Origin of the sequence: Paraburkholderia sp. RAU2J, assembly GCF_003634845.1 — a bacterium.
In the GTDB taxonomy this organism is placed as follows: Bacteria; Pseudomonadota; Gammaproteobacteria; order Burkholderiales; family Burkholderiaceae; genus Paraburkholderia; species Paraburkholderia fynbosensis.
On sequence record NZ_RBXG01000002.1, the window covers coordinates 1,003,649 to 1,018,237 of the forward strand.

Annotated in this window: 11 protein-coding genes; 4 read left to right on the top strand and 7 right to left on the bottom strand. The window is 65.8% G+C overall.

The window, feature by feature from the left end; genetic code table 11:
* Nucleotides 1-64: 64 nt before the first annotated feature.
* The 4 genes from B0G69_RS21980 to B0G69_RS21995 form a co-directional block, all read right to left on the bottom strand.
* Complete coding sequence (locus B0G69_RS21980) at nt 65-652, bottom strand: nucleotidyltransferase family protein (protein WP_121320980.1); 588 nt, start codon at nt 650-652, stop codon at nt 65-67.
* A gap of 266 nt (nt 653-918) precedes the next feature.
* On the bottom strand, nt 919-3,135 hold the full coding sequence (locus tag B0G69_RS21985; RefSeq protein WP_121320982.1) for a xanthine dehydrogenase family protein molybdopterin-binding subunit: 2,217 nt from the start codon (nt 3,133-3,135) through the stop codon (nt 919-921).
* Complete coding sequence (locus tag B0G69_RS21990; RefSeq protein WP_121320984.1) at nt 3,132-4,133, bottom strand: xanthine dehydrogenase family protein subunit M; 1,002 nt, start codon at nt 4,131-4,133, stop codon at nt 3,132-3,134. Before B0G69_RS21990 ends, B0G69_RS21985 begins: the two co-directional genes overlap by 4 nt.
* Nucleotides 4,134-4,146: 13 nt before the next feature.
* The gene (locus tag B0G69_RS21995; protein ID WP_121320986.1) at nt 4,147-4,869 is read right to left on the bottom strand and encodes a 2Fe-2S iron-sulfur cluster-binding protein; all 723 of its coding nucleotides are present in this window, start codon (nt 4,867-4,869) and stop codon (nt 4,147-4,149) included.
* 203 nt (nt 4,870-5,072) lie between these two features.
* Between B0G69_RS21995 and B0G69_RS22000 the strand changes: the two genes are divergently transcribed.
* The 3 genes from B0G69_RS22000 to B0G69_RS22010 all read left to right on the top strand — a co-directional run bounded on the left by B0G69_RS22000 (nt 5,073) and on the right by B0G69_RS22010 (nt 8,345).
* On the top strand, nt 5,073-7,154 hold the full coding sequence (locus B0G69_RS22000) for a D-(-)-3-hydroxybutyrate oligomer hydrolase (protein ID WP_241991430.1): 2,082 nt from the start codon (nt 5,073-5,075) through the stop codon (nt 7,152-7,154).
* Nucleotides 7,155-7,277: 123 nt separating this feature from the next.
* A complete protein-coding gene (locus tag B0G69_RS22005) occupies nt 7,278-7,505 on the top strand; it encodes a hypothetical protein (RefSeq protein WP_121320990.1) in 228 nt (75 codons plus the stop codon).
* 30 nt (nt 7,506-7,535) lie between these two features.
* Nucleotides 7,536-8,345, top strand: a complete 810-nt coding sequence (locus B0G69_RS22010; RefSeq protein WP_121320992.1) for an exodeoxyribonuclease III — start codon at nt 7,536-7,538, stop codon at nt 8,343-8,345.
* Between the two features lie 185 nt (nt 8,346-8,530).
* Here the strand turns inward: B0G69_RS22010 and B0G69_RS22015 are convergent, their stop codons facing one another.
* From B0G69_RS22015 to B0G69_RS22025, 3 genes are all read right to left on the bottom strand, one after another.
* Nucleotides 8,531-8,806, bottom strand: coding sequence for a CsbD family protein (locus B0G69_RS22015; protein ID WP_121320994.1), 276 nt, complete (start codon nt 8,804-8,806; stop codon nt 8,531-8,533).
* Nucleotides 8,807-8,975: 169 nt separating this feature from the next.
* Nucleotides 8,976-9,659, bottom strand: coding sequence for a Pr6Pr family membrane protein (locus tag B0G69_RS22020; protein WP_121323813.1), 684 nt, complete (start codon nt 9,657-9,659; stop codon nt 8,976-8,978).
* A 130-nt stretch (nt 9,660-9,789) separates the two neighbouring features.
* Nucleotides 9,790-11,877 carry an EAL domain-containing protein gene (locus B0G69_RS22025; protein WP_121320996.1) on the bottom strand — a complete coding sequence of 696 codons (2,088 nt, stop codon included), beginning with the start codon at nt 11,875-11,877 and terminating at the stop codon, nt 9,790-9,792.
* Nucleotides 11,878-12,319: 442 nt separating this feature from the next.
* On the opposite strand from B0G69_RS22025, the gene B0G69_RS22030 reads away from it, so the two are divergent.
* Nucleotides 12,320-14,569: a filamentous hemagglutinin N-terminal domain-containing protein gene (locus B0G69_RS22030; protein ID WP_121320998.1), complete on the top strand. Its 2,250-nt coding sequence runs from the start codon at nt 12,320-12,322 to the stop codon at nt 14,567-14,569.
* Nucleotides 14,570-14,589 lie beyond the last annotated feature (20 nt).

The following is a 14,589-nucleotide window of genomic DNA, read 5'->3' on the forward strand; positions in this document are numbered from 1 at the left end:
GCCCAACCCCGCGCCGGGATCAAGCCCGCACCGCTAGCGGCACCTGCGCGCCGCCCATTCACCGCTAGACGTTGCGCAAATCCTCCGGCGTGTCCACATCCCGCAAAATCCCCGGGTCGTCGACCTCCACCTTCGTCACACGCTGCGACATCAGCAAGGATTTCGCGCCGGTGTCGCCGTCGAGCGCCAGCAGCGCCTCGCGATGCTCGATGCCGAAGCCGACCGGATGCCCGCGCTGTCCCTGATAAAACGGCGCGACCAAGGATGCGCCCTTGTCGAGCATGATTGCCACGGTCTCGATCGTCGAGGTGGCGATGCGCGGCATGTCCGCGAGCGCGACGATCCAGCCCTCGGCGTCGTCGCTCGCTTCGATGCCGGCGGCGAGGCTCGCGCCCATGCCGCGTTCGGCGTCGGACGCGAATACCACGTCGCAGCCGGCGTCGTTCAAGAGGCGCGCGAGGGCGTCCGAACCCGGCCGCACCACGGCCAGCACCCGCGTCACGACGTGTAGCAGCCGATGCGCGGCTTCGTGAGCGACCGGCGTGCCATCGGGCATCCGGGCAAGGAGTTTGTTGTGCAGGCCGTCCGGATCGAAGCGCGAACCGAAGCCGGCGGCGAGCAACACGCCAGTGGCGAGCGAGGCGTAGGCCATGGACGGGCACCGGTGGAGAGAATGAGGCCGATTGTGCGATGCAACGCGGTCGCAGGCAAGCGCCAATGTGGATGCATGGCGCCTGGCCGCGCCGCTTGCAGGCGGACGTGAAGCGCGGCGCCGCGTTATTTGGTGCGGCGCGATTGTCGTCGCGCGAAGGGACGATTGACGAGCGCGGCTCACCCCGCGCATCGGCGAAACTCAAACCGAGGCGCATGCCCGCCCGTCACAACCAACCGGCGCCCCCCGCTGCCGCTCGCAAACAATCAGCCCATCCCCATCACCTTGTCCAATGTGAGCGGCAAATCCCGCACCCGCACCCCGGTCGCGTGATACACCGCGTTCGCGATTGCCGCCGGCACGCCCGTAATGCCGATCTCGCCGATCCCGCGCACGCCGAGCGAGTTGATATACGGATCGGGCCGATCGATGAACGTGATATCGAGCGCGCCGATATCCGCATTCACCGGCACGTGGTACTCCGCGAGATTCGCATTGGTGAAGCGTCCAAAGCGCGTGTCCACCGTGGACTCTTCCTGCAGCGCCGCGCCGATGCCCCACACGATGCCGCCGATCATCTGGCTGTGCGCAGTCTTGTGATTGAGCACGCGGCCCACGTCGTACACCGCGACCACCCGCGGCACGCGAATCGTCCCGAGTTCTGCGTCGACATGTACCTCGACGAACACCGCGCCGAACGAGTGAAACGAGTACTTCTGCTTCTCGTCGCCGGGCTTGACCGCCGAGGTCGCCTCGATCGGCTTGCCGCCCGAGCGCGCGATGATGGCCGCGGCCGGATCGCGTTTGCCCGGCTGCGAACGGCTTACCACCCAGCCGTTATCCACGGTGATGTCGTCGAGCGCGATACCGTGCACCGGCGAAGCCGGGTCGGCCAGCGCCAGCGCGATCAACTGGCTGCGCGCCTGACTGGCCGCTTCGCGCACAGCGGGCGCCACGCTCGCCGCCGACTGCGAGCCGCCCGACACGGGCGCGCGCGGCAGCGTCGAATCGCCGAGCGCGAAGTGGATGTTCTCCGGCGTGAAGCCGAGCGTGTCGGCGGCCACCTGGGTCATCACCGTGTAAGTGCCGGTGCCGATGTCCTGCGTGCCGGACGCGACCATCGCCGTGCCGTCCGGCAGAATCCTTGCGATGGCCGCCGCTTCGCTGCGGTTGGCCGGATAGGTCGCGGTCGCCATGCCCATGCCGATCAGCGTGCGGCCCGCGCGCATCGAGCGTGGCGCGGCGCTTCTGCGCGACCAGCCGAATTTCTCCGCGCCGATCTGATAGCACTCGCGCAACGACTTGCCCGACCACGGCTTGTTGTCCTGGGGATCGGCCTGCGCGTAATTCTTGATACGCAGCGCCAGCGGGTCCATTTTCAATGCGGCCGCGAGTTCGTCCATCGCCGATTCGAGCGCGAACGAACCCGTGGTTTCGCCTGGCGCGCGCATGAAGGTCGGCGTGCCGAGATTGAGCGGCACGATGCGATGCGTTGTCACCTGGTTGGGCACCGCGTACAGCATCCGCGTGACCATGCAGCAGGTCTCGGTCCAGTCTTCGATCGTCGAGGTGTTGGAGAAGCTGTCGTGACGCATGGCGGTGAGCGTGCCGTCGTGCCGCGCGGCGATCGTGAAGTGCTGCTCGGTGCGCGGACGCGCGCCGACCGGCCCGAACATCTGCGGCCGTTCGAGCACGAGGCGCACCGGACGCCCCGTCTGTTTCGCAGCCATCGCGCACAACGACACATGCGACCACGACGAGCCCTTGCAGCCAAAGCCGCCGCCGATGAACGGCGAGATCACACGTACGTCGCCGGGCGCGATGCCGAATACCTTGGCCACCGCTTGCGCCGCGCTGCTCACGCCTTGCGTCGAATCGTACAGCGTGAGTTGCGGTCCGTCCCAGCGCGCCATCGTGGCGTGCGGCTCCATCGGATTGTGATGCTCGATGGGCGTGGTGTACGTCGCAGTCACATGGACCGCGCCGCTTTGCATGCCGTCTTCGAAGCTGCCGCGTTGCGTGTCGGTTTGGCGGCCTTGCGGTTTGTCCGGCGCGTGCGCGTTCGGTTTGGCCTGCGCGAAGTCCACGCTCGCGGCACTCGCCTGATAGACGATGCGCAATTGATGCGCGGCGTCGGTCGCATGTTCGAGCGTGTCGGCGACCACCACCGCGACCGGCTCGTTGCTGTAGTGAACCTGGTTGTCCTGCAGCAGCGACAGCCGCCTGCCAGCGGGCGGCGCGAGCGCGGGCCTGCCGCCGTTCGGCAGACGCGGCGCGTTCTGATACGTCATCACGAGTAGCACGCCGGGCAGCGCCTGCGCGCGGCTTGCGTCGATCGACGCGATCGTGCCGCTTGCAATCGTGCTGGTGACGAGCACCGCATGCGCGAGACGCGCTTCGGGGAAGTCGGCGGCATAGCGTGCTTCGCCGGTGACTTTGAGCAGACCGTCGACGCGGTCGACCGGCTGACCGATCAGCTTCATGCGACACCTCCCGCGCGGCCGGCGGCCTGGTTGACTGCGCGCACGATCGCGCGTTGCGCGAGCCGCACCTTGAAACGGTTGTCTTGCTGCGGACGTGCGTCCCTCAACGCGGCGGCGGCGGCGTTATTCAACGTCGCCTGCGTGAGCGGCTGAGCGTTGAGCATCTGTTCGGCGACGCTCGCGCGCCACGGTTTGTGCGCGACGCCGCCGAGCGCGATGCGCGCGGTCCTCACGCGCTCGCCGTCCATTTGCAAGGCGGCGGCCACCGACACCAGCGCGAATGCGTAACTGGCGCGGTCACGCACTTTCAGATAATGGGAGTGTGCGCTGAAGAGCGGCGGCGGTAGATCGACCGCGGTAATCAGTTCGCCGGGCTGCAACGTGGTATCGATGTCGGGCCGGTCGGCGGGCAGGCGGTGGAAGTCGGCGAACGCGATAGTGCGTTCGCCGTTGGGACCGCTCACGCGCACGACGGCTTCAAGCGCCGCCAGCGCCACGCTCATATCCGAAGGATTCACCGCGATGCATTGAGCACTCGCGCCGAGAATCGCATGCGTGCGATTGTGGCCGCCGAGCGCCGCGCAGCCGCTGCCGGGCATGCGCTTGTTGCACTGTGTGAAGGCCGTGTCGTAGAAGTAGCCGCAGCGCGTACGTTGCAGCAGATTGCCGCCGACCGTCGCCATATTGCGCAACTGCGACGACGCGCCCGCGAGCAGCGCTTGCGACAGCAACGGGTATTGCTCGCGCACCAGCGCGTGGTTCGCCGCATCGCTGTTGCGCACCAGTGCGCCGATGCGGATGCCGCCGTCGGGCAGCGTCGTCACCGTATCGAGTCCGCTGATGTGCGTGATATCGATGAGCCGCATCGGTCTCGCGACACCGCCCTTCATCAGATCGAGCAGATTCGTGCCGCCGCCGATGAAGACCGCGCCCGGTTGCTGAACCGCGCGCACTGCGCTGGCGACGTCGCCAGCGCGTTCGTAAGAGATCGCATCCATGCTGGTCGCTCCGTCAGGCGTTGCCGGGTTGGGCGGCGCCGGTCGAACCACCGCCGTCATGCACTGCGCGCACCGCAGCCACGATGTTCGCGTAGGCGCCGCAGCGGCAGAGGTTGCCGCTCATCCGCTCGCGGATTTCTTCGTCGGACAGTTGGGCGGGACGGCTGCGGACATCGGCGGTCACGGTGCTCGCGGTGCCGTTGCGAAATTCGTTCAGCAGAGCCGTCGCGGAACACAACTGCCCCGGTGTACAGTAGCCGCACTGGAACGCATCGTGTTCGATGAACGCGCGCTGCATCGGACTCAATGCGCCGTTGGCCGCGAGTCCTTCCACGGTGGTGATGTTCTCGCCTTCGTGCATCACGGCGAGCGTCAGACACGAATTGATGCGGCGGCCCTCGACGAGCACCGTGCAGGCGCCGCACTGACCCCGGTCACAGCCTTTTTTCGTGCCCATCAGGTCCGCGTATTCGCGCAGCGCGTCGAGCAGGGTTACGCGCGGTTCGAGTTGCAGCGTATAGGCGCGGCCGTTGACGGTCAGCGTGACCGGGCGCGGCGGCACGGCCTGGTCGAGTTGCGCCGGCGGCGCGGCCGGCGTTTGGGTTTGTGCGCGCAGATGCGGCGCCGCGCCGACCGTCGCGGCAGCGGCGGCCGATTGCAGAAAGCGGCGGCGTGCGGGTTGCTGTGGAGTGGCGTCTGAAGCGCCTGAATCCTGACATTCGTTATGCGTGGACATGACGTTCTGTTGACTCCATTGAAAGGTCAATGCAGGCTAGCGATGCATCGGTATCCGAAGCGTCGCGTTCCAACGAAGCTGACGCAGCAATTCCGGTGCCGTTGCAACTACAACGGTATTAGAAAATGACGGAGACAGCAAAGATGACTTCAACGATCAGAGTCTGGCCGGCTTCGCTGAATGCTTCACGCGTTGCATCGCCTATGCGTACTTGGGCTGTCGTGATGATGGCGGCAATCGCGCTGACTGCCTGCCATAGCGACGATGACGACAACGCTCCACCTTCACCGCCAGCCAACGTGCTGCCCGGCTTCATCAAAAGCGCGGTGACCACCCAGTCCTATGACGGCAACACCGACGATTTGCTTACTGCGGGTCTCGGCAAGAGCGGCCTCGCGCTGGCCACCGCGCCGGCCATAGCGAACTCCGCGCAACCCACGGCCGCCGAGTTGCGGCGTGTGGCGATCTGGTCGAACTATCGCGCGCTCGTCGACATGAGCGCGAACGGCGGCTATGGACGTTTCTGGGGACCCAATGTCGACCTGAACGGCAACGACACGCTGGGCGAAGGCAAGATCGCGGGCAAGGAGTACCTTGCCTTCGCCGACGACGGCAGCGGCGCGCAGAACGTCAGCATGCTGGTGCAGATTCCGGCGAGCTTCAATCCGGATCAGCCGTGCATCGTCACGGCGACGTCGTCGGGTTCGCGCGGCGTGTACGGCGCGATTTCCGCGGCCGGCGAGTGGGGCCTCAAGCGCGGCTGCGCGGTCGCGTACACCGACAAGGGCGGCGGCAACGGCGCGCACGAACTGTCGACCAATCGCGTCACGCTGATCGACGGCACGTTGCAGGATGCGTCGGCCGCCGGCAAAGCGAGTGTCTTCACCGCGAACCTGAGCGGCAATGCGCTCGCGTCGTTCAACACGCCGTTCCCGAATCGCTACGCGTTCAAGCACGCGCACTCGCAGCAGAATCCGGAGCAGGACTGGGGCAAGAACACCTTGCAGGCGATCCAGTTCGCATACTGGGCGCTCAACGATTCGTACGGCGCGCTGAACGGCTCGACACGCACGGTGCGTTATGCGAGCGGCAGCATCATGACAATCGCGGCGTCGGTGAGCAATGGCGGCGCCGCGGCACTCGCGGCAGCGGAGCAGGACACGTCCGGCTTGATCACCGCGGTGGTGGTCGGCGAGCCGCAGATCAATTTGCGGGCTGGCACGCAAGTGTCGGTGGCGCAGGGCGGCGTGCCGGTCGGCGCAGTCGGCAAGCCGCTTGCCGACTACATGACGCTCGCCAACCTGTTGCAGCCGTGCGCCGCGCTCGCGCCCGCCGCCGCCGGCGCGCCGTATCTGACCACGTTGCCGACCACGACCACCACGGCGATCCGCACCGCACGCTGTGCGTCGCTCGCGGTGGCTGGTGTCATCGCGGGAACGGATGTGACGACTCGGGCGGTCAACGCGCTCGCGCTGCTGCACCAGAACGGCTACCAGACCGACTCGGATCTGCTGCACGCGCCGATGTGGGATTCGCAAGCCGTGCCCGCCGTCGCCGTGACCTATGCGAATGCGTACGCGCGCGCGAGTGTCGCCGACAACCTCTGCGACTTCAGCTTCGGCACGACCAGCGCGGCTGGGGCAGCGGGTGTGACGCCGGCGGTCTCGCCGATGCTCACGGTGTTCGGCAACGGCAACGGCGTGCCGCCGACCAATGGCATCAATCTCGTCTATAACGCGGGAGCATTCGGCGCGGCGGATCATCGGCTGGCGACCGCCGATGCGAGCTACGCGGGCGCCGCGTGTCTGCGTGCTCTGTGGACCAGCGGCGCGCTGAGCGGCAGTGTCGACGCCATTCGCGTGAATGCGAATCTGCACGGCAAGCCGACGATTATCGTGCAGGGCCGCGCGGATGCGCTGGTGCCGATCAATCACGCGTCGCGGCCGTACTTCGGGATGAATCAGCTAACCGAGGGCGGCGCGAGCAAGCTGTCGTTCTACGAAGTGACGAACGCTCAGCACTTCGACGCGTTTCTCAGCGTGGCCGGTTTCGATACGCGCTTCGTGCCGCTGCATTACTACAATCTGCAAGCGCTCAATCTGATGTGGAGTCATCTGAAGAGCGGCACGCCGCTGCCGCCATCGCAGGTGATTCACACGATACCGCGTGGCGGCGTGGCTGGTGCAGCGCCCGCGCTGAGCGCGGCGAATTTGCCGGCGATTGCGGTGAGCCCGGGAAGCAACGCGATCACGGCGGCGGGCGGGGCGGTGAACGTGCCGAATTGAGGGTGCATGTTTCGGGTGCGATGGCGTTGCGCGCGGCTTCGCTTATTGCATCCGTGCAGGTACAGCCGATGCTACCGCTGAACAGAGGTAGTTCATTCACAGCGACTGTCGACAGGAGAGTTCATGCAGTTCGACTACAGGCATTTCCACATCGACTGCCGCGCACGCCATGCGGAAGACGGCGCCTACTACGCGAGAGCGAAAATCACGCGCGTGCCGAAAAAAAGCGAGCACGTGCAGTCGCATGATTCCGGCGACATCGATTCCTTCGCCAACGAAGCCGATGCCATTGCATGCGCGAGGTCGTGGGCGATCGAATGGTGCGACGTCGCGGCAGAACGAAGCGCGTGACGGGAAGGACCGGCCCAGGGAGAACACACCGTGGCGAAGCTTCGAATTGCGACGTTCAACATCAACGGCATCCGTTCGCGATTGCCTGCACTGCTGCAATGGCTGGAGCGTGAAGCGCCGGACATCGTGTGTCTGCAGGAACTCAAGGCGGTCGACAGCGCGTTTCCCGTCGAGCAATTGCGCGACGCGGGCTACGGTGCCATCTGGCAAGGACAGAGCGCATGGAACGGCGTGGCGATTCTGTCGAAGGGCGATGCGCCGCTCGAGAACCGCCGCGGCCTGCCCGGCTTCGAGGACGACACGCACAGCCGTTATCTGGAGGCGGCGGCTGGCGGCGTGCTGGTGGCTTGCCTGTATCTGCCGAATGGCAATCCGCAACCGGGCCCCAAGTTCGACTACAAGCTCGCGTGGTTCGATCACTTCATCACGCATGCAGCGAAGCTGTTCAAGAGCGGCCATCCGGTGGTGCTGGCGGGCGACTTCAACGTCGTGCCCACCGACGAGGACATCTATAACCCCCGTTCATGGCTGAAGGACGCGCTGTTGCAACCGGAGAGCCGCGAACGTTATCGGCGGCTGCTCGCGCAGGGCTGGACCGACGCGCTACGCACACACTTCGGCGACGAACGGGTCTACACGTTCTGGGATTATTTTCGCCGTCATTGGGATACCAACTCGGGCTTGCGAATCGACCACCTGTTGTTGAGCGCGGATCTTGCTCCGCGTTTGCGCGATGCGGGCGTCGACCGCTGGGTGCGCGGCGAACCGCACGCAAGCGATCACGCACCGGCCTGGGTGGAACTGGAGATGGGTAGCGGACGCAAGAAGAAGGGCGGGTAGTTCAGGGGCCACACGAATCCACGCACCTGGCTGCAAGACAACGCTCGCGACCAACGCGCGCGACTCCCAGAAGCGACGCATAGATACACTTCAAAGGGGGCGATTCAAAAGCAGCGCCTCCACACGAATCAGGCGATCCCCTTACAGGCAGATCGCCGTCACGCCAGTCCAGCCGTGCTTACCGACTACCGGCGATAGTCGCGATTCCCGGCGCCATGCGACCAGATCGCACCGGCGACAAATCCGGCGAGCGCGACCACCGCAATGGTGGTAAAGGGGCTTTCGGCCGTCGTGTCGCGCACCAGACTCGTCGTGCTCGCGCAAAGTTGCTGCGCCTTGCCGCTGAGTTCCTTAGCCTTGCCGGCCAGTTCCGTACTGGCATCGCCGATCACGTCGCCGACCGCGCCCTGAACCTTGCCCGCGACTTCCTTCACTGCGCCTTCCGCTGAATTGGTGTCCATACGAATGTGCTCCCATTGTCATATTTACGTGCGAGCGCGCTGCAATTGCAACGACGTCACACACAAGGGTCGCGTAGGCCGCCTCGCACCGCAGGCAGCTTACGTCCAGCGAACAGCGCGCAAAAAGCGCGCCCGCACCGCAAACAAATTGGGGCAGCGGGAATGAGGGTCAGCGTCGCCGCCGGGAATTGATGCCGACGAACACCGCCATCAACATCAGAAAGCCGCCGAACAGCAGCGCGGCATTGACCATCACATGCCTGATGCCGAGTTCGTCGACGTTGATGAAAGGGTAGGGATAGAAGTCCGACAGACTGCCGCGCCAGAACGTGACGCCCAGATACGTCAGCGGATAGATCAGCCACAACAGACAGTGGCGCCACCGCAAATGAAAACGCGGCACGAACAGCACCCAGTAGAGCGCGGTGAGCATCGGCAGCACACTGTGCAGCGATTCGGTGAGCAGCCGTCTGAGCGGCGCGGGCGACCACCAGCCGCGCAACAGCAGGTTATATGCAATCCCGACGAAGACCATGTACACGACCACCGCCGTCACGACAGTGGGCTGCCGGAAAAAACGTACGAGCGGCGCGCGATGCTTGCGCAACGCCACGCAGGTGAAGCAGATCGCGCACGCGAGCACCGTCAGATTGGTGAGGTAGCTGCTCATGCGGGCGAGGCCGTCGAACACGGTCAGCCCGCGGGCGAGCGTGCGGTCGATCGTGACGTTGGCTTGCGCGACGAGAGCGATCCAGCTGATCGCGGCGATCACCGCGGCCAACGTCACCGACGAAACGCTGGGTGTATGCAGCGGAAGCTCGGGCTCCCGCTGCTGATGAGGGATAGGGCGCATGCGTGCGATTTTATACACGCTTTGCAGCGGTGTTGAAGAACCCGCCCGGCGCGGCCGCATCGCTCGGAGTCACGCTAAAAAATACCGGGAAAAAATTGACGGGGTGCTGCGTTGCCAGGCGCCGCGCACCTCATACCGCCGGCGCGACGCAGGCATTGCCGGCGGCGGCAATCCGGTCCGCCGAAGCACGCAGGAATGTCAGAAACTCCGAGGCGGGCAATGGCCGGCTCAACAGGAAGCCTTGCACCTGATCGCAGGCCAGTTCGCTGAGCGCGTGAAATTGCGACTCCGTCTCGACACCTTCCGCGACGACCTCGATCCGCAACGCGCGCGCGAGCGCCACGACAGCCGACAGCAACGCGCCGCCGCGCTCGCCGCCGGCGTCGAGGTCGCGCATGAACGAGCCGTCGATCTTGATCTGGTCGAACCTGAAGCGCTGCAGATAGCCGAGGCTCGAATAGCCGGTGCCAAAATCGTCGACAGCGACGGTGTAGCCGTGTGACTGCAAGGTTTCGATCGTACGGCTCGCCTTCTCGACGTTCTGCATGGCCGCCGTTTCCGTGATCTCGAACATCAGGCGGCACGGATCGACGCCGGCCGCGCCCAGCAGCGCATCGATGCGCGCCACCAGGTCCGGCACGTTGAACTGGATCGGCGAGAGATTCACGGCGACGGAAATCGCAGGCAGCCCTTGCGCGTCCCATAGCACGATATTGCGGCAAACCTCACGCAGCACCCAGTCCCCAATGTCGACGATCAGGCCGGAGCGCTCCGCGAGCGGGATGAATTCGAGCGGAGCAATCTCGCCGAGTTCGGGATGGCGCCAGCGGATCAGCGCTTCGACACCGGTCACCGATTGTGATGCGACGCGGAACTTCGGCTGGAACGACACGCTGAGTTCACCGTCGCTCAACGCCCGGTGCAGGTCGCGTTGCAGGATCAGCGACTTGAGCGCGGTGTGGTTCATGTGCGGCTCGAACACGCAGAACGTGTTGCGCCCGCTTTGTTTGGCGGCGTACATCGCGGCGTCCGCGCAATGCAGCAGTTCGTCGGCATTGCCGCCGTCGCGAGGATGGAGCGCGATGCCGATGCTCGCGCTCACGCGCAGCGGCAAGCCGTCGACGACGATCTCCTCGCTCAGCCGCCGCAGCACGCCAGCGGCGGTGGCCTCGGCGGACGACGCCTCGGCCACGATCACGAATTCGTCCCCGCCGAGCCGCGCGACCATGTCCGTCTGACGCAAGTCCTCGCGCAAACGCTCGGCACACACCTGCAACAGGTCGTCGCCGACGCCGTGGCCGAGCGAGTCGTTGATCGCCTTGAAGCCGTCGAGGTCGATGAAGAGCACGGCGAACGATGCTTCACCGCGTGCGCAGCCGGCGACCGCCCGTGCGATGCGCAGCGAAAGTTGCTGGCGGTTCGGCAGATTCGTCAGCGCGTCGTGCGTCCCGAGATAGCGCAGTTGCCGGTTCGCGCGCTTCAGCGACACGGACAGGCTGCCCGTGTGGAAGCCAAGCAAGGCGAGCGTGCAGACCAGCACGATGAACGACGTCGCGCTGACGATCAGCGCGAGCCGGTTCGCGTCGAGCTTATCGCCGGACAGGCAAAGGCTGCCGGCGGAGAAGTTGGCCGCGCTCATGCCGAAATAATGCATGCCGGTGATCGCGATCGCCATGGTGAAGGCCGCGCCGAGCCGCTTGACCACGCGGTTCTGCACGCCCGACGTGCGCAGCGTGAACGCGAGCCAGAGCGCGGTGATCGACGCGGCAATCGCCACGCCCACCGAGAGCGCAACTCGCCACGGCGTGTATTCGATGGCCGGCGACATCTGCATCGCCTGCATGCCGGTGAAGTGCATGGCGGCCACGCCGGCGCCCATGATCGTCCCGGCGGCGCACAGGCGCCGCTGGGACAGCGCGCCACGGCTCGCGGTGGCCAGCGCGATCAGCGACACGCCGATTGCGAGAATCAGCGACGCGGCGGTGATGCCGAGGTCGTAGCCGATCGCCACCGGCAGCGTGAAGGCGAGCATGCCGATGAAGTGCATCGACCAGATGCCGAGGCCCATCGACAATGCGCCGCCAGCGAGCCAGAGCGGCCGCCGTTTCGCGCTGGCGAGCGCATTCAGGCCAGCGGACAGCTCCACGGCCGTATAGGACGCGAGAAATGCCACCACCAGCGACAGCCAGACCAGCAGCGGGTTATAGATACCAGTCATCGGCCCTCTCTCTTGTTTCGTAGCAGTCTCTTGCGACTGCTTTTTTTGCCGCGCGCCGGATCGGCGCGGGCGGCACGCTCTCTATCGTGCTATCGACAATCCCGCGGACAACTTTATGCTTGCTGCGATATGACGGCCTGCATCGACATCGGCTCTGCAAATGCCGCGCAGCGTCCCGCGAATCGCGACGCCGGCGATCGCACAACGGCTGCGGGCTTTCCCCAAGGGTCGCGTAAGGAGGCCGATGCATGTCCTATGCCGCAGATGTTTAGGCCGAAAACGTCGTTGCTGGATCGCACCACTGGCCACGATGACCCCATTCGTCGTAGATAATCCGGTGGACGTGCAGCCGGTTGGACCCACGCGAGCGGGAAGCTGAAACCCCGCCCTTTGCACGTCCAGCGCGGCAAGCGACACGATCCACAGGCGACAAGGAGACCTGATGAACCATGTTCCGCCGGTATCAGATGCTGGACCTGTACGTCGCCGCAACGCGCTCACCGCGTTGCTCCCCGTTGCCGCCGCCGTCCTGTGCTGCGTCACACCGCAGCCTGCGCGAGCGGCGGGCGTGCTGCCGGCCGGTGGGCACTTCGCCTGCGGAACCGGATCGATCGGCGGCAGCGGTGCCACCTTGACGATCAACCAGACCTCCAGCCGCGGCGTGATCAACTGGGACAGTTTTTCGATCGGCGGCAAAAACCATGTCGTATTCGCCAACGCCGGGGGCGCCACGCTCAATCGCGTGACGGGCGGCTCCCAGTCGGCGATTCTCGGCACGCTCACCGCAAGCGGCAGCGTCTACCTGATCAATCCGCAAGGCGTCCTTGTCGGACCGAAGGGCGTGATCTCCACCAACGGACGCTTTGTCGCCTCGACGCTCGACGTGGACAGCGCCGCCTTCATGACCGGCGGACCGCTGACGTTCTCCGGACACGCCAATGCGGGCATCGTCAATCTCGGCAAGATTGCGTCCAGCGGCGGCGACGTCTTTCTCATCGCACGCAGCGAGGTGATCAATAGCGGCACCGTCAGCGCGCCGAACGGCACGGCCGAACTGGCCGTCGCGCAGCAGGTGTTGCTGCAGGATTCTGCGTCGGGCAAGCAGGTGTTCGTGCAGGCGGGCACGGGCGGCACGCTGCAGAACAACGGCGTGATTCGGGCCGCTCAGGTCAACCTGCAAGCGATGGACGGCAACATCTACGCGCTCGCCGGCAATCACGAAGCCATTCGTGCGACCGGCACCACCACGCGCGACGGCCACATCTGGCTGGTCGCCGGACATGGCGAGGTACGGCCCGGCGGCTCAATCGAGGCGGCCGGCGGCACGGTCGACATGAGTGCGGACACCGTCACCTTCCCCGCTGGCGGCACCTTGGTGAAGGCCGGGCAATGGAACATGTCGACAGCGGGCTTCACGGTCGACGACAACGCAGCGCGCGCCCTTTCCACGAGCCTCGGCAGAGGTACGTCAGTCGGAGTGCAAACGACGGGCGCAAACGGCAACAGCGGCGAACTCAACGTGAATTCGGGGATCACCTGGCAGGGAGGCGCGTCGCTGACGCTCGCCGCGTATCGCACGCTGACGGTCGGCCAGGGCGCGACCATCGGCAATCGGGGCGGCGGCAACCTGACCTTGCGAGCCGATGCCGCGAGCCTCGATAACGGCGGCGCAGTGGTCAACCACGGCGTCATCGACTGGTCGCGCAGCACCGGGATCGTCGATGCGCTTTACGACATGAACGGCACCTACAGCGCGGGTACGGTGCTTGCCAACCTGGCGTGGACCAGCGCGCCGGGCAGCGGCCAGATCACACAGATCACCGCGTACAAGCTCATCAACAACGTCACCGACCTTGGAAACATTGCGCAGGATCTCGCGGGCAACTACGCGCTCGGCAAGGACGTCGACGCCGCGGGCGTGGCGCTCACGCCGATCGGCAACCACACGACGCCGTTCACGGGCCAGTTCGACGGCATGTGGCATAGCGTGCTCAACGCCAACGTCCAGATCGCCGATTTCGGTCACGACTACTCGGCTGGGTTGTTCGGCGTGGTCGGACTGGCGGGCGTGCTGCGCGATGTGGGCGTGGAGAACGGGTCGGTCGGCACGAGCGTTCTCGGCAGCGGCATCCTGGCCGGCGTCAACCAGGGCTTGATCACAGCGGCGCACACCACGGGCGTGGCCTCCGAGCCGACCCAGGAAGGCACCGTGTTCGGCGGCCTGGTGGGACGCAACGAGAACACTATCGAACGCTCCTGGAGCGGTGCTTCCGTATCGGGCTCTGACGCGAACGGCGGGCTCGTAGGGTACAACCTGGGCTCCATCACGCAGTCGTATGCGACGGGCAGCGTCAGTCCGACCTATTCGACGGGCTTCGGCGGCGGGCTGGTTGGCATCAACGATGGGACGATCAGCCAGTCGTTCGCCACCGGCGCGGTTCAGACACGCCTGATGCCGACGCACGGTGTGATCGGGTTCGGCTCCGGCACGCTCGCGCCGGACGTGTACTGGAACAAGGAAACGACGGGCCAGGCTCTGAGCGGCGGAACACTGCCGCCGTCGAACGGGCTCACCACCGCGCAGATGAGCGACCCCGCGAGCTTCGCCGGTTACGACATGGGCCCGAACGGCGTATGGGCGATGCCAACCGGCGCGACGCACCCCGTGCTGCGCTGGCAGCTTGCGCACTAGCCGGCTGGGGTCGTCCGGCG

What these genes read in the sequence shown, in the direction of transcription:
- B0G69_RS22025 (WP_121320996.1), bottom strand. Translation starts at nt 11,877, where the DNA reads ATGACTGGTATCTATAACCCGCTGCTGGTCTGGCTGTCGCTGGTGGTG.
- B0G69_RS22000 (WP_241991430.1), top strand. Translation starts at nt 5,073, where the DNA reads ATGCGTACTTGGGCTGTCGTGATGATGGCGGCAATCGCGCTGACTGCC.
- B0G69_RS21985 (WP_121320982.1), bottom strand. Translation starts at nt 3,135, where the DNA reads ATGAAGCTGATCGGTCAGCCGGTCGACCGCGTCGACGGTCTGCTCAAA.
- B0G69_RS22005 (WP_121320990.1), top strand. Translation starts at nt 7,278, where the DNA reads ATGCAGTTCGACTACAGGCATTTCCACATCGACTGCCGCGCACGCCAT.
- B0G69_RS21980 (WP_121320980.1), bottom strand. Translation starts at nt 652, where the DNA reads ATGGCCTACGCCTCGCTCGCCACTGGCGTGTTGCTCGCCGCCGGCTTC.
- B0G69_RS21995 (WP_121320986.1), bottom strand. Translation starts at nt 4,869, where the DNA reads ATGTCCACGCATAACGAATGTCAGGATTCAGGCGCTTCAGACGCCACT.
- B0G69_RS22030 (WP_121320998.1), top strand. Translation starts at nt 12,320, where the DNA reads ATGAACCATGTTCCGCCGGTATCAGATGCTGGACCTGTACGTCGCCGC.
- B0G69_RS22015 (WP_121320994.1), bottom strand. Translation starts at nt 8,806, where the DNA reads ATGGACACCAATTCAGCGGAAGGCGCAGTGAAGGAAGTCGCGGGCAAG.
- B0G69_RS22020 (WP_121323813.1), bottom strand. Translation starts at nt 9,659, where the DNA reads ATGCGCCCTATCCCTCATCAGCAGCGGGAGCCCGAGCTTCCGCTGCAT.
- B0G69_RS21990 (WP_121320984.1), bottom strand. Translation starts at nt 4,133, where the DNA reads ATGGATGCGATCTCTTACGAACGCGCTGGCGACGTCGCCAGCGCAGTG.